13 protein-coding genes and 1 pseudogene are annotated in these 17,627 nt (G+C 64.2%); 12 read left to right on the forward strand and 2 right to left on the reverse strand.

Features of this window, described 5'->3' with window-relative positions:
• Positions 1-35 precede the first annotated feature (35 nt).
• The 5 genes from ACWIEX_RS00180 (at position 36) to ACWIEX_RS00200 (ending at position 6,163) form a co-directional block, all read left to right on the forward strand.
• On the forward strand, positions 36-1,628 hold the full coding sequence (locus ACWIEX_RS00180) for an MltF family protein (RefSeq protein ID WP_454031146.1): 1,593 nt from the start codon (positions 36-38) through the stop codon (positions 1,626-1,628).
• A gap of 374 nt (positions 1,629-2,002) precedes the next feature.
• On the forward strand, positions 2,003-3,613 hold the full coding sequence (locus tag ACWIEX_RS00185; RefSeq protein ID WP_454031147.1) for a mechanosensitive ion channel family protein: 1,611 nt from the start codon (positions 2,003-2,005) through the stop codon (positions 3,611-3,613).
• A 357-nt stretch (positions 3,614-3,970) separates the two neighbouring features.
• Positions 3,971-4,552: a hypothetical protein gene (locus tag ACWIEX_RS00190; RefSeq protein ID WP_454031148.1), complete on the forward strand. Its 582-nt coding sequence runs from the start codon at positions 3,971-3,973 to the stop codon at positions 4,550-4,552.
• A 379-nt stretch (positions 4,553-4,931) separates the two neighbouring features.
• Positions 4,932-5,930, forward strand: coding sequence for a helix-turn-helix domain-containing protein (locus tag ACWIEX_RS00195; RefSeq protein WP_454031149.1), 999 nt, complete (start codon positions 4,932-4,934; stop codon positions 5,928-5,930).
• Positions 5,931-5,983: 53 nt separating this feature from the next.
• Positions 5,984-6,163: a hypothetical protein gene (locus ACWIEX_RS00200; RefSeq protein ID WP_454031150.1), complete on the forward strand. Its 180-nt coding sequence runs from the start codon at positions 5,984-5,986 to the stop codon at positions 6,161-6,163.
• A gap of 226 nt (positions 6,164-6,389) precedes the next feature.
• Here ACWIEX_RS00200 and ACWIEX_RS00205 read toward each other — a convergent pair whose 3' ends face one another.
• Complete coding sequence (locus tag ACWIEX_RS00205) at positions 6,390-6,860, reverse strand: DUF502 domain-containing protein (RefSeq protein ID WP_454031151.1); 471 nt, start codon at positions 6,858-6,860, stop codon at positions 6,390-6,392.
• Positions 6,861-7,353: 493 nt separating this feature from the next.
• Between ACWIEX_RS00205 and aspT (ACWIEX_RS00210) the strand changes: the two genes are divergently transcribed.
• The 7 genes and pseudogenes from aspT (ACWIEX_RS00210) to ACWIEX_RS00240 all read left to right on the forward strand — a co-directional run.
• Positions 7,354-9,042: an aspartate-alanine antiporter gene (gene aspT, locus ACWIEX_RS00210; RefSeq protein ID WP_454031152.1), complete on the forward strand. Its 1,689-nt coding sequence runs from the start codon at positions 7,354-7,356 to the stop codon at positions 9,040-9,042.
• A 17-nt stretch (positions 9,043-9,059) separates the two neighbouring features.
• Positions 9,060-10,706, forward strand: a complete 1,647-nt coding sequence (locus ACWIEX_RS00215) for a bifunctional aspartate transaminase/aspartate 4-decarboxylase (protein WP_454031153.1) — start codon at positions 9,060-9,062, stop codon at positions 10,704-10,706.
• 255 nt (positions 10,707-10,961) lie between these two features.
• Positions 10,962-12,629 carry an aspartate-alanine antiporter gene (aspT, locus tag ACWIEX_RS00220; RefSeq protein ID WP_454031154.1) on the forward strand — a complete coding sequence of 556 codons (1,668 nt, stop codon included), beginning with the start codon at positions 10,962-10,964 and terminating at the stop codon, positions 12,627-12,629.
• A gap of 125 nt (positions 12,630-12,754) precedes the next feature.
• A complete protein-coding gene (locus ACWIEX_RS00225; protein WP_454031155.1) occupies positions 12,755-13,876 on the forward strand; it encodes an alpha/beta fold hydrolase in 1,122 nt (373 codons plus the stop codon).
• 9 nt (positions 13,877-13,885) lie between these two features.
• A complete protein-coding gene (locus ACWIEX_RS00230) occupies positions 13,886-14,833 on the forward strand; it encodes a bifunctional enoyl-CoA hydratase/phosphate acetyltransferase (RefSeq protein ID WP_454031156.1) in 948 nt (315 codons plus the stop codon).
• A complete protein-coding gene (locus ACWIEX_RS00235) occupies positions 14,830-15,948 on the forward strand; it encodes an acetate/propionate family kinase (protein ID WP_454031157.1) in 1,119 nt (372 codons plus the stop codon). Before ACWIEX_RS00230 ends, ACWIEX_RS00235 begins: the two co-directional genes overlap by 4 nt.
• A gap of 51 nt (positions 15,949-15,999) precedes the next feature.
• Positions 16,000-16,212 (forward strand): annotated as a pseudogene (locus tag ACWIEX_RS00240) (hypothetical protein); the annotation flags it as partial.
• Here the strand turns inward: ACWIEX_RS00240 and ACWIEX_RS00245 are convergent.
• The gene (locus ACWIEX_RS00245; RefSeq protein WP_454031158.1) at positions 16,155-17,627 is read right to left on the reverse strand and encodes a protein adenylyltransferase SelO; all 1,473 of its coding nucleotides are present in this window, start codon (positions 17,625-17,627) and stop codon (positions 16,155-16,157) included. The pseudogene ACWIEX_RS00240 and the gene ACWIEX_RS00245 overlap by 58 nt on opposite strands.

Raw genomic sequence — 17,627 nt, forward strand, 5'->3', positions numbered from 1 at the left:
TCTGATTCCGAAGCTGGCCCGCACCGTCCGACTCGGTGTTCAACGAGGGCGGTGCAGGGTATTGGCAAGGAGCCTTGTGGCCCGATGGAGCGCATCCCGTGAAGGTGTCGATGGCGGGATGGCTCGGGCGGGTGCTCCTGGCGACGTTCATCTGCCTTCCCATCGCCGGGCGGGCGGAAACCGGAGTGCCCTCCGGGTCTTCCAACACGCTCGGATTGCCCCTCGTCAAATCCTGGTTCGGCGACTTCGAGGCGATGCGCCAGCGCCGCATCGTGCGCGTTCTTGTGCCCTATAGCCGAACCTTGTTCTTCGTCGATCGTGGACGGCGGGCGGGTGTTGCCGCCGAGCTCGGCAGGCGTTTCGAGGACTGGCTCAACAAGCGCTATCATACCGGGAAATTCCGGATCCAGGTGGTGTTCGTGCCGACACGGCGGGATCGGATACTGCCGGCGCTCGACCGAGGCCTTGGCGATATCGCCGCAGCCAACCTGACGATCACGCCGGAGCGTGAAAAGCAGGTCGCCTTCGCCGCACCCTGGACCGACAAGGTCGCGGAAATCCTCGTGACGGGCCCGTCGGCGCCGGCCCTCGCGACGCTTGACGATCTTTCTGGCCGCGAGGTCCGTGTCCGCACATCGAGCAGCTATGCCTTGCATCTCCAGGCGCTGAGCGCAGAGCTGGTCGCCAAGGGGCGCGAACCGATCAGGATCACGGCGCTCGACGAGCGGCTGGAGGACGAGGACGCTCTCGACATGGTTCAGGCCGGGTTGCTGCCTTATGTCGTCGTCGACGATCACAAGGCCAAGGTCTGGTCTGCCATCCTCCCCAACTTGACGCCGCGGCCCGATCTCGCCGTGGCGAGCGGGCAATCCGTTGCCTGGGCGTTCAGGAAGGGAAGCCCGGAACTCGCCGCCGTGCTTGCAGCCTTCGTCGCCGAACACAGGCTCGGTACGGCGATCGGCAACGACATCGTCCGGCGCTATTTCAACAGCGACAAGATCTTGAAGAATGCTCAGGCGCCGGAAACGCTGCAGCGTTTCACTTCGCTTGAAATCGCATTCCGGCAACAGGGAGAGCGTCGGGGGTTCGACTGGCTGATGCTGGCAGCCCAGGGCTTCCAGGAATCGCAGCTCGACCAGAGCCGCCGCAGCAAACGCGGGGCGGTCGGCGTGATGCAGCTCCTGCCCGCGACCGCTGCCGACAAGGCAGTGGGCGTCACCGGTATCGAGAGTGATGCCGCCAGGAACATTGAGGCCGGGGCAATCTATCTGCGCCACCTCATCCGCACCTATATTGGGGATGCCGACCTCCCGGAAACCGAACGTGTTCTGTTCGCCTTTGCCGCCTATAATGCAGGCCCGGGCAATCTGCGGAAATTTCGCTCAAGGGCGAAACAGATGGGGCTCGATCCCGATCGCTGGTTCGACAATGTCGAACACGGCGCGGCGGCGACGGTCGGGCGCGAAACGGTCGACTACGTCGCCAATATCTACAAATACTACGTGGCCTACAAGATGCTTCGGGACGAGCGGGCGTCGCACTGCGACATCGCTTCCGCCACCTCGAAGCCGCCAGCCGCGGACAATGCCGCCAGCGCGGCCGCGGGCGGATGCGGCGCCAAGCCGTGATTGCCAGTCGCGCCCATGCCGGTGCTCGGCGGCCTCGCATGTTCCTGCCTCTGCGCAATCGCACCATCGAGCCTCCCGATCCCGTAGCTTTCTTTGCCGGCGCGGGGCCGGCAGCCGGATGTGCGGGAGCGATGCGGATGCGTGTCCTCGACAGTTTGGGTCAATTGAGCGGATGAGGCGGTATGGCTACGGATGGTGTGACGGACGATCTGGGAGCAGCGCCGGCCCTGGTCGATCGCTTCGCTTCCCAATTCGAGATTGGGCTGTCGAGCCGCTTCTCCGGATGGGCGACCGCCCATGACGGCTGGCGCGACTACGTCGCGGCGCTCGAAGCCGCGGGGTATCGCCCGGTGCTCCTGGCCTTGGGAGCGGCTTTGCTCTGCGCGCTCGCGGTTGCCGCCACGGCGGCAGCAGCCAGGCAACTCACGAAGCGGGGAGCCGCCGGGCTGCTGCTTCATGTGGCGGTGTGGTCGTGCGCCGCGATCGTGGTCACGGCGGTGTTCACAGCGCTCCTGCTATGGCTCGTCCCGGAGCCGGTGTTGCGGGGAGCGCTGGTGAACTCGGTCGTCATCTCGGCTGCGGCTGCGGCGATCTGCCTTCCTCTGGCCGGCGGCGGCAGGTCGAGTTTTGGGCCGTGGCGGCGGGATCTGGCCATCGCGATCGGCTTCGCGTGCGCAGGACTGGTGGTACTGGCCTGCCTGCGCGCCTGGAACGCCGCCTATGCCGTTCGGGACATCTTCGCGACATTTGCTGTTTCGCTGCCGTTCACCGCCCTCGTTGCCATAGCCTATATCCGCCATCACCGGCTGGTCACAAAGGCGGTGTCCTTCGGCGGCCGGGCGGGATCGCTGCGCAACAAGCTGGCGACGCTGTGGCCCTGGCTGGTCGTGGCGCTCGTGATATTCGCCTTCGGTTTCACGCAGATCGGTTTGATCCTCGGCAGGCCGACGCGCGGCGGGCCGCTGCTGCTGTCGCTTCTGCTGGTCCTGGCCGGTCCGCATCTGGATGCAGCGATCGAAACGCGCGGCAGGAGAGCGGCGCGTGCGCAGGGCGGGGAATTATCCGGCGCCCTCTGGCGAAGCCTGCGCATCGTCGTGGCGGCCGCGATCCTTGCCGCCCTTGCGATGCTCTGGCTCCAGCCTCTTGTCGATGCCGTCGGGATCCCGCGCAGAGTGGTCGCGGTCAAGGCCGCGGAGATCCTCCTCCTCGTTCTGGTGATCGCTTTCTGCTGGAACTGGGTGGCCATCCTCGCCGGGCGCTTCCGGAGCAGGCCGGCGGATGATCCCGAGGCCGAACCGGCTTTGGTCGCGACTCGGCTCAGTACGGTCGGGCCGCTGATCGTCGGTTTCGCCAAGGCGGCGCTTCTGACGCTCGGCGCACTCACCGTCCTCGTCATGCTGGGCATCAATGTCTGGCCGCTGATCACGGGGCTTTCGATCTTCGGCCTGGCGATCGGCCTCGGCTCGCAGACCCTGGTCAAGGATGTCGTGGCAGGCTTGTTCTTCCTCGTCGACGATGCGTTCCGGCAAGGCGAATATATCGAGACTTCCGGCGCCAAGGGCACCGTCGAAAAGATCTCGTTGAGATCGGTTTCCCTGCGGCATCCGCGCGGCGCCGTCGCGACAATTCCCTACGGGCAGATCGGCAAGATCCAGAATTTCAGCCGGGAATGGGTCATCGAGAAGATGCTGTTTCGCGTCGCGCTGGACACCGATGTCGACACCGTGCGGAAGCTGTTCAAGAAGGTGGGCCAGGAAATCGCGGAAGACCCCGAGCTCAACCCCGACCTGCTTGAGCCTTTCAAGAGTCAGGGGATCGCTGCCCTGGAGGAAGGCACGCTGGTAATCCGCGGCAAGTTCAAGGCGAAGGCTGGCCGGCAGTTTCAGATTCGCAAGGCGATCCTCGCCAGGGTGCGGCTGACGCTTCAGGAGAACGGCATCAAGCTGGTGCCCAAGCCGCTTCACGTGCCGGAAGTTCAGGGGTGAGGACACAGCGCCGAGGTCGACCGTCAGTTAATCGCTCGCCGATAGGCGCTTCGCACGGTTTCCGATCTTGGGAGATCGCATAATGTTTGGACGCTCGGCAGCAATTCGTGCCAGTCTGCGCGCTTCCGGGCCTGGCCGGAGGATGTCGGGGAGCATGGGCAAAGCCAATCGCCCGGGTCTCGGGAGCATTACGCCGCCGATACGCGGGTTTCCCCGAGGGGCGTACAGGGGTTTGCCGAGATGGGCATTCGTCAGCGTTTAGACGAAACTTGAGGTGGTGGATTGCGCTACCGTGGTTGCGATCCGAACGACACGCCGGATTCTGGCCGTCGTTTCCATTCAGCGAAGAGGTGCCGCATGCGGAAGCATATTGGTTTGATTTTCGCCCTTTCGATTGCCGCAGGAATTGCCGGCTGCGCCACCTACCCGGAGATTACCACCCAGACGGTGATCGTCTCCGGGGTGGGGCCGGTCGAGGTTGAGCGTCTGAGGGTCCAGGTGGTCTCGGTCGACCGGCCCAACCGCGCGGTGATGGTCGAACAGCGCGGCTACAGGTGGCTCGTCGAGGTTCCGCCGGTATTCGGCAATCTCGAGCGGCTCCGGGCAGGCGACATGGTTGATATCAGCCGGGTCGAGGGCGCCGTCGTCGATGTCCGTCGCAATAGGCGCAATGCCAGGCCGGGGATCGGCTATGCGGACGCGACAACGCAATCGACGTTCCAGAATCTGCCGGACAAATACGTCGTGCGGGCCGTTACGCTGACGGCGAAGTTCGAGCAGTTCGACGCCGCAACCAGCCTTGTTAATTATGTCGGCCCGTTTGGTCCGCGCACCCTCAAAGTCGTGGATCCAGCCGTCAAGGCGGCGCTGCAGAGACTGCGGCGAGGCGACATGGTCGACCTGACTTTCGCCGAGGCCTTCCATATCGTCGTCAGCTAGAGCATTTTCGAGCGATGCCGACATCGGCTCGCGTAAGGAAAGTGCTATAAAACGATAAAATAGAGAAATTTTACGATTCAAGGATCGCTGAATTTCTCTATCAATCTGGCTGGCTGTCACCGACCCGTTCGCCCGGGCGGCGACGGCCTTTGGGGTGATGCAGCCGCTCCCCCCGCGGAGCTTGTAAGGCTCCGCGGTTTTTCCCGATGGTTCGCTTGTTCGAGGACATTCTCGACGGCAGCGTCGAGGCGAGTCTTGCGTCGGGCGCTCGGAAATCTCCCGGAACTGCCCATTGTAGAACAGGAAATCCCCCCGCCCAAAGTTGCAATGAGGACCCCGCTCCTCGATGCTAGGTTGGGTGCTTGTTCGAGGGGGGGCGATGAACCATCCAAAACAGTTGCCTGGCTGGTCGCGTCATTCCGTTTCGAAAATCGAAGACTTGGCCGACGCCGTCCATGGTGCAGGGCTCTCGGCCGTGCAGTTGTCGCGCCCATCCCTGAACGGGACACTGGCTGTCGCCGAGCATGAGGGCGTCATCTACAATACTGGCTTGATCGACGGCATGGTGTCGATCAAGGGGGTACTTTCCCAGGACATGGTGACCTTGGGCCTGGGGCTTCGCCTGCCGCCCGGCTCGCGACAATGGTTCAATGAAGTGGGCACGGGAGATTTCGGCGTCTACCTGCAAGGTGACTTGCATGATGGAATCTACATGCCGAATTCGCTGTATGCGTCAGCGACGCTGAGCACGGCGCAGATGGACCAGGTCGCCGAGGAGATGGGCTTGATCCTCATTGACCACCGCCCTTCGCGGAGCGGCGTCTCCAGCCGTCCCTTAGAGGGGGGATTGCTGCAATACCTGCAGCTCCAGTTCCAGAAAATCCACGCGGCCGAAGACGGGGCCAACGAAACGGTCTTGCCCGCGGTGGGGCGCATATTGCTGGAGGGGATTGTTGGCCAGTTATGCCGGCCGCCGCACCCGCAGATGACGCATTACGATCCAACCGGTTTGGCCCGTATCGTGGTTCGCGCACGCGAATTCATCGACGCGAATCTGGAGCAGCCCTTGACGATCCGGTCGATCGCCTCGGCTGCTGCGACGTCGCATCGAACGCTGCACCGAGCCTTTCAAGCGGTGCTTGGCGAGCCGCCATATTCATATGTCCAAAGAACGCGCCTGCATCGGATCCGAGAGGATCTGAACGCCGTTCGTGACGATGCGAGCATCGCGGCGATCGCCAATCGGTGGGGCATCTCGGAGCTTGGTCGCTTGTCCGGTCAGTATCGCAAGATGTTCGGTGAATTGCCTTCTGCGACGCTCAGGCGGGCGCCGCCGGCGGCTCCTTTGTCTGGGGCGAAATTGGCAGAATCTGCATAGCGCCCAGCGGGGCCTGGCAATAGCTTTCTGCGCTTGGCGGAGGCGGCAAAGCTATGAAAGAAATGCCCGATTTGAGTGAGCTGGCAGGGCGCGAAATTCAGGAATTGATTGCGAGTCAAACTTCTCGCGCTGTTTTTTGGTTGCGTTTTCTGAGTTTTGTGGCTGTTGCAGGTTTTAGTACTTTAGCTATATTGTTAATTTTCTTTGAGATGGGGCGAATTAAGTATCATTAAGCGATTCTGATCACAGGCTCTTCAAGTGAGTCATCGGCCGGCATCCGTCGGCACCCCGCTCGATCAGCGGATTTCCGGGAGCTGAGCCGAGAGCCGGTTCTCTCCCGGGCAGACAAGTCTGCAGGGCGAGTCCGCTCATGACGATTCCGATTCACGCATCATATCCGGCGGGTTGGGGTAGGCCACGCCGCGGGACGTCCCAAAGATCGTTCATAACCAAGGCAGCTTACTGGTCAGCCGGCGGCGTCAGATCGACGCTCTTGAGCGCGGCGCGCGATCCGGCGCCGATATGCCTCACGATTGTCATCGCCTCGACGATTCCAATATCCATGGCCCGAATGCGGCCTTTCGGTAGGTACATGACGTTGCCGGACAAAGGTGTCGGGGCCTGGGGAACGAAAACCGTGACCCATTCGCCGTTGATTGCCTCGAGCCATTGCGAGAGGCGATAGCCGAATCTGGTTCGAGCTGCCAGGCCGGCTGCGAATGCGACGAGAACCAGCAGGGTTATGGCGATGAGGGTGGCGGCCCCGATTCCGGCGACCTTGCCCATTTGTTCCAGCCTGAGCGCGTGCGAGACCGGCTCGACCCCCTTGAGCGCGAAACGGAGGGCGTGATCGAGCAGAACGGAGATGATGGCCAGCGGGAGGAGGAAGACCAGGCCGCCGATGATCGTTGTCTTGATGAATACCCGCATATTAGCCTCGACATGTGCAGATTGGATCGCCGATATGCGCTGCGCAGGTCGCCCAGGCTGAGGGCGTCTGCAAATCTTGGCGTAAGGTGAGGTGATCTGATTACGTCGGCCGCGTTTTCGGCGCCTCCATTTCCGGCATTGGCATAGGGTCGCTTCACCGCCTGGATGCACCGATCATCTCTCGGCCACGCGACATCGGTCTATCGGGAGTAACGCTGTATTTGGGGTGGGCAAAGCCCGGTTGCCTGCCACGGTTGAGCCCGCCCGACCACAACCAAAGGGTATTTCCCGGTCCTCCACCGGGATTCTCCCGATGTTCGCGAGGCCTTGCATCGCATAGCGTCAGGCTTCGAAGGATCTGCCGCGTGCGGCGAGGTCGCATCGCGGATGGAATTTTGCAAGCACCGCGGCGGCTTTTGATCTGCGAGCGAAAGTAAGAACCGGGACCGATATCGATCGACCTTCGGTGGCTTCCGATGGCTTGGGGGGATTTATGATAGCGCTCGCTTCAATTTTCCATCAATCCCCTGAAATCGCCCTGTTTCTGTCGTTGGCAGTCGGCTACTGGGTTGGGAAATTCCAATTTGGAAAGTTTCAGCTTGGCGGCGTCGCCGGTTCGCTGCTGGCAGCGGTCCTGATCAGCCAGGTCGGGGTCACCATCGACAACGGCGTCAAGTCGGTGCTGTTTGCCCTGTTCATCTACGCGGTCGGCTTCGAGAGCGGGCCGCAATTCTTCCGCTCGCTCGGTCGGCAATCCCTCCGCGAGATCGTCATGGCGGCTGTGCTGGCGCTCAGCGGGCTCGCCACCGTCGTCATCCTCGCCAGGATGTTCGGGCTCGACAAGGGGCTGGCGGCAGGGATTGCGGCCGGCGGGCTGACCCAATCGGCGATCATCGGCACGGCGAGCGCGGCGATCGGCAAGCTCGGCCTGGCCGCCGAAGAGGTTCAGCGTCTCCAGGGCAATGTCGCCGTGGGCTATGCGGTTACCTACATCTTCGGCTCCTTCGGAGCGATCATCGTCTGCGTCAACATCCTGCCTTGGCTGATGGGGCGCAGCATCCGCGACGACGCGATGAAGGCGGAAGCCGAGATGCTCGCCGGCATCCGCGTCTATGGCGTTGGCGAGCACCCGGCGGCGCCCGATCTGGTTGGGCGCCTGTTCAAGGTCGAGGGTGTTGCCGGCCGCACGGTCTCCGAGGTCGAGGCACTCGCGGGCAGCTCCCCCTTCGCCATCGAGCGGTTGAAGCGCAGCGGCTCGGTGATCGGCGTCGAGCCTGATCTCAAGCTTATGGCCGACGACATCGTTCTCATCGTGGGCAGGCGCGGGGGCGTCGTCAACGTGGCCAGCCAGATCGGTCCGGAGCTCCAATCCTCCGAGGGCATGGATCTGGTCGTGCTCAGCCGCGACGTCGCCGTCGCGAATCGCGACTTCATCGGCAAGACCGTAAAGCAGATCAACGAGGCGACCGCCGGAAGCCTGCGTCACGGCATCTATGTGATCGGGCTGCAGCGGGCGGGAAAGCCGCTTCCGCTCCAGCCGGACACCGTCATCGAAGCCGGCGACGTCGCGACGCTCTACGGAACGGCCGAGGATGTCCAGCGCGTGGCCAAGGTCGTCGGCACGCTTCTCGTCGCCAGCGACAAGACGGACTTCGTCTTCCATGGGCTCGGACTGGTCGTCGGCCTGCTGATCGGCCTCATCGTCGTCCGCATCGGCTCGATTCCGCTGACGCTGGGCAGCGGCGGCGGTGCGCTGCTCTCCGGCCTGCTGTTCGGCTGGTATCGCAGCCGCAACCTCGCTATCGGCAACATGCCGACGGCGGCTTCGACGCTTCTGCGCGATCTCGGCCTTGCCGGCTTCGTCGCCGTGGTCGGTCTGCAATCGGGCCAGCAGGCGGTCAGCACCGTCATCCAGCACGGGCTGTCGATCTTCCTGATCGGCGTGGTTGTGACCATCCTGCCGATGATCATCACCATGCTCGTGGGCCGCTACATTCTGCACTACGACAACACGGCGGTCTTTGCCGGCGCGCTCTCGGGCTCGCGCAGCGCCAACCCGGCCTTCGGCGAGGTGCTGGACAAGGCCGGGAATTCGATCCCGACCACGCCCTTCGCCATCACCTATGCGCTGGCGAACGTGTTCCTGACTTTGCTCGGCCCGCTTGTCGTGGCCTTCGCCTGATCTGATCGAGGAGACGTATGATGGCGACCGATTACAGCAAGTATTCGAAGCTCAGCCCATTCGAGCTCAAGGACGAACTGATCAAGCTCGCTTCAGGCAAGGAAAACCGCCTGATGCTGAATGCCGGGCGCGGCAATCCGAACTTCCTGGCGACGCTGCCGCGCCGGGCCTTCTTCCGGCTCGGGCTGTTCGCGACGACAGAGGCGGAGCTGTCCTATTCCTACATGCCCAACGGCATTGGCGGGCTGCCGCAGATCGAGGGCATCGAAGGGCGGTTCGAACGCTTCATCGCCGAGAACCGCGAACATCCCGGCGTCGTCTTTCTTGGCCGGGCGCTGAGCTATGTCCGCGACCAGCTCGGTCTCTCGGCCTCGGCCTTCCTGCACGAGATGGTCGAAGGTATTCTCGGCTGCAACTACCCGGTGCCGCCGCGGATGCTCCAGGTGAGCGAGGAGATCGTCCGGCACTACATCGTCAAGGAGATGATCGGCGGCTTCATCCCGCCGAGCAGCGTCGATCTGTTCGCGGTCGAGGGCGGCACCGCGGCGATGACCTACATCTTCAACACGCTGAAGCAGAACGGACTGGTCAAGCGCGGCGACAAGGTGGCGATCGGCATGCCGGTCTTCACGCCCTATATCGAAATCCCCGAGCTCGACGAATACGGGCTGGTCGAGGTCAAGATCGACGCCGACCCCGAAAAGGGCTGGCAATATCCGGATTCCGAGCTGGAGAAGCTCAAGGACCCGGCCATCAAGATCTTCTTCTGCATCAACCCGAGCAACCCGCCCTCGGTGAAGATGGACGATCGCAGCCTCCAGAAGGTCGCGGCCATCGTGCGCGAGCATCGGCCGGACCTCTTCATCCTGACCGACGATGTCTACGGCACCTTCGCCGATGATTTTCGTTCGCTGTTCGCGATCTGCCCGCACAACACGATGCTGGTCTACTCCTTCTCGAAGTATTTTGGCGCGACCGGCTGGCGCCTCGGAGTTATCGCGACGCATCAGGATTCCATCTTCGACAAGGCTCTCGACGAACTGCCCAAGAGCGCCAGGCAGGCGCTGGACCGTCGCTATGGCTCGCTTCTGCCGGACGTCAGCCAGCTGCGCTTCATCGACCGCATCGTCGCCGACAGCCGCACCGTGGCGCTGAATCACACCGCCGGGCTTTCGACGCCGCAGCAGGTCCAGATGGTGCTGTTCTCGCTCTTCGCCCTGATGGACGAGGCTGACGGCTACAAGGCCGAGCTGAAGAAGTTGATCCGCCGGCGCGAGGCCGCGCTCTATCGCGAACTCGGCGTGCCGCAAGAGAATGATCCGAATGCGGTCGACTACTACACGCTGCTGGACCTCGAGGCGGTGGCGCTGAGCCTTTACGGGCCGGCGTTCGCGGCCTGGATCAAGAAGAACGTCAACCCGGACGAACTCCTGTTCAGGATTGCCGACGAGACCGGCATCGTCCTGCTGCCCGGCCGGGGCTTCGGCACGCGCCAACCCGCCGGGCGCGCTTCGCTCGCCAATCTGAACGAATACCAATACGCCAATATCGGCCGTGCTCTGCGCGGCATGGCGGAGGAACTGCACGCGGTCTTCGAGAAGGGCGGGGGTTCCTCCGGCAAGAAGAGCGGCGGCAAAGCCGGAAGCAAGAAGCCGAAAGGCTGAGGCGCTTCACCGTTGTTCGATGCAACAGGGCCGGAGCCGACGCGGCTCCGGAATCCGACGGCGGAATGCTCCTAGAGCAATTCCGCAATTCTTCGAATCGCGGAGTAGCTCTAGGTCTTCGTTTTATCGCATTTTCTTCACGCGAACCGAGGTCGACTTCGCTCAAAAATGCTTAGTGCCTTTGCGTCATGATCAGCAGTATGACGCGGCCCATCAACCAATCGAAGTCATTCTTCCTCATACCCGGGTGTCATCGTGTCATTCGTCGCGCAACCCGTCGTCGCCCTCTTCCTGTCCCTCGCCCTTGGTTATTTGATCGGAAAGATCAGAATCGGCCCCGTGCAGATCGGCGGCGTCTGCGGAACGCTGTTCGTTGCACTGGCAATCGGGCAACTCGGCGTGACGCTCAGCGCCGATTTGAAGAACGTCGCCTTCGCGCTGTTTATCTACGCGCTGGGCTTCACCGCCGGCCCGCAATTCTTCAACAACATTCGCGGCGGCCTGCGCTACGGCATCCTGTCCTTCGTCGAGATCGGTACCGTGCTGGCGCTGCTCGTGGTCGCCATCCTGCTGTTTCGCCTGGACCCCGGCACGGCTTCCGGCCTTTTTGCGGGCTCGGCGACGGAATCGGCCGTGCTCGGCACGGCTTCGGACGCAATCGGCCGCCTGTCCCTGCCCGCTGCCGAAATCGCCCGGCTCCAATCCAACATGGCGACCGCCTACAGCGTGACTTACCTGTTCGGGCTTGTCGCCATCGTCGTCTTCACGACTCAGCTCGGTCCGCTGCTGCTGCGGATCGACCTGCGACAGGAGGCCGCCGCCCTGGCGCGGCAGCTTGGCGCCGAGGATGACGGGAGCAAGGAAAACGGCGTGCCCGAGATCGTCTCGCGCGCGTTTCGCGCCGGCTCGGCGGGGGGCGGCACGGTCGGGGCCTTCGAGAGCAGTGTCAACGGCGTGGTGACGATCGAGCAGGTCGGAACCGGCTCCGGCTTCGCCAAGGCGACGCCGGACACCCTGCTCGAACCCGAGGATGTCGTGCTGGTCATCGGGCGGCGGCGTTCGGTCATCGCAATCCGGGAGCGCTTTGGAGCAGAGGTCGCGATGCCGGCCGGAGACAACGCTCCGCTGGTCGAGCGCCAGGTCGTGCTGGTTCGGCGCGAAGCTGTGGGGCTGCGGATCCGTGATCTGCGCCGGCTGGCCAGTGATCAGCAGCGGCGAGGCGTGTTCATCTCGCAGGTCCGTCGCCTCGGTCAGGCCGTCCCCGCCCTGCCTGGGACCGTGCTGGAACAAGGCGACGTCCTCACACTTTACGGCTCGGAAGAGGCGATCACCCATGCTGCGTCCGAGCTTGGACATCCGCTGCCTGCAACCTCGACGACCGACTTCGTCATGCTCGGGCTAGGCATCCTCGTGGGCCTGTTCATTGGTGGGATAGCTGTTCAAGTCGGCCCGCTCAATCTGACGCTCGGCACGGGGGGCGGCGCACTCGTCTCAGGTCTGGTCTTCGGCTGGCTGCATATGCACCATCCCCAGTTCGGTGCCATCCCACAGCAGGCGGCCGAGTTCATGAAGGATTTCGGATTGGCGACCTTCATCGCCGCGGTCGGCCTTTCTGTCGGTCCGGATGCCTTCGCCTTGCTCAAGCAATACGGACTCGTGCTGCCGCTGCTGTCGGTGCTGGTTTCGGTCCTGCCCGGTCTCGCCTCGCTCTATATCGGGCGCTACCTGCTGAAGATCGAGGCGCCGATCCTGCTCGGCGCTATCGCCGGCCAGCATTGCAGCACGCCGTCCATCAGCGCGCTGGTTTCACTCGCGGGCAATTCGACACCGGTGATCGGCTACACCGTGACCTATGCCATCTCGAATGTGCTGCTGCCGCTGATGGGGCCTGTCGTCGTCGGCATGGTGGGAGCGATCGGGTAAGGCGGAGCGCGAATTCCGCTCGCTGTGGGACTGCACACCTGCGGCGGCAACCTGATAGAGGCGTTTGCCTCTATCAGGTTGCCTGTCTACCCTCCGGGGCCGATCGATTAGCGAGTGTTTCGACCATGGCGACCAACCGCAACGCGACGAAGGCAGCGAGTCAGCCGAAGAGCGGCTCCGCCGCGCTCAGCCTGCCCTGGTTCTGGCCGGTCGATGCCGCGCTGCGCCTGACCGAGCGCAATCTCGATTTCCTGTCCGAAGCCGTGAAGATCACCCGCCCGCCGCCGCCGGACTGGGCGACACCGAACACGGTGCGCCTCGACCTGCCCACCATGCGCCTGCGCGAGTTCGGCAAGGCCGTTGCCGGCAGCATTCCCGTCCTGGTCGACGCACCCTATGCCGGCCATGGCGCGACCATTGCCGATTACGACAAAGGCCAGAGCCTCGTCGAGGTGCTGCTGGCGAACGGCGTCGACCATGTCCTCGTTACGGACTGGAAGCCGGCGACGCAGGAGATGCGGTATTTCAGCATCGACACCTATCTGGCTGAACTGAACGCTGCGATCGACGATCTCGGCGGCGAGGTGCACCTGGTCGGGCTCTGCCAGGGCGGCTGGCTGAGTGCGATGCTGGCCGCGCGCTTCCCGCACAAGGTCAAGTCGCTGGTGCTGGCGGGTTCGCCGATCGATGCCGATGCCGGCAACGGCCCGATCAAGCAGATGGCGCAGACCATGCCGCTGAAGAGCTATCGCGACATGGTCAAGCTCGGGCGCGGCCTGATGCCGGGGCGCTTCATGCTCGCCGGCTGGAAGAACATGCATCCCGAGGAGCACTACGTCGACAAGTTCGTCCGGCTCTACCAGAACCTCGCCGACAGGAACTATCTCGACCGGACCGAGACCTTCGCCGCCTGGTACGAGAACCCGCTCGACCTGCCCGGCGTCTACTATCTCCAGGCCATCGAGCAGATCTTCAAGGAGAACCGCTTCGCCAAGGGCGCGTTCGTCGGTCTCGGCCGGCGCCTCAGCCTGAAGGACGTGGTCTGCCCGGTCTATCTGCTGGCTGGCACGGAGGACGACATCACCACCAGCGAGCAGGTCTTCGCGGCGGAGGACCTCGTCGGCACGCCGAAGAAGCAGATCGAGAAGAAACTGGTGCCCGGCGGCCATATCGGCCTGTTCATGGGGCGCAAGACGCTGGGCGAGACATGGCCCGGCATTGCCCGCTGGCTCATTGCGCAAAGCTAGAGAGGCGCCATGACGACGCTGACCTCCTCCGAGTACTTCCGGCTCGCGCTCGGCCGTTGCGAGGCTCTTCCGGCTGTGCGGACCGGGGTGGTGCACCCCGTCAAGGCGAATGTGATCGAGGCCGTGGCCGATGCCGTCAGCGAGCAGCTGATTGCGCCTGTCCTGATCGGCCCGGCCGGCCGCATTCGCGCTGCCGCGCAGAAGGCCGGCATCGACATCTCGCCCTGGGAGATCGTCGATACCGAGCACAGCCACGAAGCCGCGGCGAAGGCGGTCTCGCTGGCCGCCGCCGGCGAGCTTGATGCGCTGATGAAGGGCTCGCTGCATTCCGACGAGCTTCTGGGCGCGGTCGTCAGGGCCGATTCCGGACTACGGACCGAGCGGCGCATCTCGCACGCCTTCGTGATGCATATCGAGAGCTATTCCAAGCCCTTCATCATCACCGACGCCGCGGTCAACATCGCACCCGATCTCATGACGAAGGCCGATATCGTCCAGAACGCCGTCAATCTCTGGCATGTCGCCCTGAACGGCATCGACGAATTGCCGAAGGTCGCGGTGCTCGCCGCCGTCGAGACCGTCAATCCTCATATGGCGGCAACGCTCGACGCTGCCGCCCTCTCTAAGATGGCTGATCGCGGCCAGATCACCGGCGCCATCGTCGACGGGCCGCTTGCCTTCGACAATGCCATCAGCGCCGCAGCAGCGAAGGAGAAGGGCATCGCCTCGGCCGTAGCCGGCCATGCCGATATCCTGCTCGTGCCCGAGATCGAGGCCGGCAACATGCTGGCGAAGCAACTCACCTTCCTCAGCGGCGCCGACGCTGCGGGCATCGTGCTCGGTGCGCGCGTGCCGATCATCCTGACGAGCCGGGCCGACAATCTGCGCGCGCGCCTGCTCTCCTGCGCCCTGGCGGTCCTTCTGGCCGATGCGCGCCGCACGGGGCGGATCAAGTGATCGACACCGTCCTCGTCCTCAACGCCGGCTCGTCCAGCCTCAAGTTCCAGGTCTTTCGCGTCGGCGATCTCGACGTTCTCGCGCGCGGCAAGGCCGTGCGGCTCGGTGAGCCGGAGCCCGCCATGGACGCAAGCCTCGCGGACGGCACGAGCGAGCGCATCGCGTTGCCGCAAGCCTGCGACCATGACACGGCGCTCGCAGCCGTCCTCGCCTTCGTCGATCGCCACGACGATGGTTGGCGGATGAAGGCCGTCGTCCATCGCATCGTCCATGGCGGCGAGCGCTTTGTCGACGCTGTCGTGGTCACGCCCGAGGTCTTCGCGGCGCTGGAGGCGCTTTCGCCGCTCGCGCCACTGCACCAGCCCCATAACCTGGCCGCGGTGACCGCTGCCCAACGCCTGATGGGCGGCGTTCCGAATATCGCCTGTTTCGACACAGCCTTCCACGCCCGGCACGATGCGCTGACCCGCAACTTCGCACTCGAACAGGGGCTGCGGGAGAAGGGCATGCGCCGCTACGGCTTCCACGGCCTGTCCTATCAATGGCTGGAGATGGAGCTCGCGGAGAAGCATCCGAGGCTCCACGCTGGCCGCGTCGTCGCAGCCCATCTCGGCAACGGCGCGAGCCTCTGCGCCATCCGCAGCGGGCGCAGCGTCGACACGACCATGGGAATGACGGCCCTCGATGGCCTGCCTATGGGGACGCGCTGTGGCGCGCTCGATGCGGGCGCCCTGCTCTACATGTTCCAGAGCCTGGGCATGAATGCGCAGCAGGTCTCGGACGCGCTCTATGAACGCTCAGGTCTGCTCGGACTGTCGGGCCTCTCCAACGATGTCGAGACCTTGCTGAAGAGCGACGACCCGCGTGCGCATTTCGCCCTCGACTATTTCGCGCTCAAGGTTGCCCAGTTCGCGGCATCCATGACTGTCACCATGGGTGGTATCGACGCGCTCGTCTTCACCGGCGGCATCGGCGAGCACGCAGCTCCGGTGCGCGATGCGATCGTCGACCGCCTGCGTTTCCTCGGAGCTTTCGAGGTCGTTGTGATCAAGGCCAACGAAGAGCGCGTCATGGCGCTGCTGGCGACTGCATGCCTCGCTCGGGAGGAGTCGTGATTGTAGCGGTAAAAAGCATCAAACTGCTGAAGCGAGTGGATGAGTAGCCGCGAGGCGCCGGAATGCGTGGTCGAACAGGCCGTCAACGCGGCGCTTGACGACAGCCTGCGCGATGCCGAGGCGCTTCTGCGCGATCGTCTCGAGGACATAAGCATGCCGGCTGAGCACCGTCGTGCGGGGAGGAACCGGTCGAAACGGCTGCGCAGTCAGGTCCCGCAGAACGTTGCCAGCACACGCTCATGGGCGGCGGGAGGCAGCGCGTAATGCTCGCGTCCGGGCTGCCTGTCATAGGGGCTGGACAAGACGGCATGGAGCTCTTCGAAGGGCGCGAAATCCTGCCGCTCGACGGCGGCCTCGATCACGGCTTCGACCCGATGGTTGCGGGGGATGAAGAGCGGATTGACGCGGCGCATCGCGTGCTGCCGAACCTCGTCCGGCCTGTCCTCCTTCGACAGGCGCTCGCGCCAGCGGGCTTCCCAGTCATCGAATGCAGCCGGGTTTCCGAACAGGTCGCGGCAGGCGCGCCCGTCCTCCGGCGCGGAGGCATCCTCGCTCAACCCGCGAAACACCAGGGTGAAATCCGCCTGCCCAAGCTGCATCGTCTCGAGCAGCGACCGGATGAGCGCGATATCCTCGGGGTCTTCGCTGGCGAGACCGAGCTTTCGGCGGAAGCCGGCGATCATCTCCGCTTGAATCTGCCGATCGAAATCGTCGAGCGCATCCTGCGCGAGCGACACGGCCTTGTCCTGGTCGTCGGCCAGCAGCGGAAGCAGCGCCTCGGCGAGACGCGTCAGGTTCCACCGTGCGATCGGCGGCTGGTTGGCATAGGCGTAGCGTCCCTGCTCGTCGATTGAGCTGAACACGGTCGCCGGATCGTAGGCATCCATGAAGGCGCAGGGGCCGTAATCGATGGTTTCGCCGGCCACCGACATGTTGTCCGTATTCATCACGCCATGGATGAAGCCGATCAGCATCCAGCGCGCGACCAGTCCGGCCTGCGCGGCGATGACAGCCTTCAGCAATGCGAGATACCGCTCCTCGCAGCCCGACAGATCGGGATAGTGCCGCGCGATGACGTGGTCCGCGAGCAGGCGCAGGGCCTCGATGTCGCCGCGCGCCGCGAAATATTGAAAGGTGCCGATCCTGATATGGCTGGAGGCGACGCGGGTCAGGATGGCTCCCGGCAGAAGCGTCTCCCGCCGCACGGTTTCGCCGGTCGTGACCGCCGCGAGCGCCCGCGTCGTGGGCACGTCCAGGGCCGCCATGGCTTCGCTGAGGATATACTCGCGCAGCACCGGTCCCAGCGCGGCGCGGCCGTCTCCCCGGCGCGAGAACGGGGTCGGACCTGCGCCCTTGAGCTGGATGTCCCGGCGCCGGCCGTGGCGATCCACGACCTCCCCGAGCAGGATGGCGCGCCCGTCGCCGAGCTGTGGGCTGAAACCGCCGAACTGGTGCCCCGCATAGGCTGTCGCGATCGGATGCGCTCCGTCGATCAGGCCGTTGCCGGCCAGCATCGCGAGGCCCGCAGGGCTTTTCAGCCAGTCCGGATCGAGGCCGAGCTCGGACGCCAGCGGCGCATTCAGCCGGATGAGCCGGGGCTCTGCCACGGCGGTCGGATGGACCGCCGCGTAGAAGCGCTCGGGCAGGCGGGCATAGGAGTTGTCGAACTGAACCGTCAT

Source organism: Allobosea sp. NPDC055353 (genome assembly GCF_053644975.1).

Coding starts and splice junctions, on each gene's coding strand:
- ACWIEX_RS00200 (WP_454031150.1), top strand. CDS start 5,984: ATGAAAGAAATGCCCGATTTGAGTGAGCTGGCAGGGCGCGAAATTCAG.
- ACWIEX_RS00190 (WP_454031148.1), top strand. CDS start 3,971: ATGCGGAAGCATATTGGTTTGATTTTCGCCCTTTCGATTGCCGCAGGA.
- ACWIEX_RS00225 (WP_454031155.1), top strand. CDS start 12,755: ATGGCGACCAACCGCAACGCGACGAAGGCAGCGAGTCAGCCGAAGAGC.
- aspT (WP_454031152.1), top strand. CDS start 7,354: ATGATAGCGCTCGCTTCAATTTTCCATCAATCCCCTGAAATCGCCCTG.
- ACWIEX_RS00215 (WP_454031153.1), top strand. CDS start 9,060: ATGATGGCGACCGATTACAGCAAGTATTCGAAGCTCAGCCCATTCGAG.
- ACWIEX_RS00195 (WP_454031149.1), top strand. CDS start 4,932: ATGAACCATCCAAAACAGTTGCCTGGCTGGTCGCGTCATTCCGTTTCG.
- ACWIEX_RS00230 (WP_454031156.1), top strand. CDS start 13,886: ATGACGACGCTGACCTCCTCCGAGTACTTCCGGCTCGCGCTCGGCCGT.
- ACWIEX_RS00205 (WP_454031151.1), bottom strand. CDS start 6,860: ATGCGGGTATTCATCAAGACAACGATCATCGGCGGCCTGGTCTTCCTC.
- ACWIEX_RS00245 (WP_454031158.1), bottom strand. CDS start 17,627: ATGACGGTTCAGTTCGACAACTCCTATGCCCGCCTGCCCGAGCGCTTC.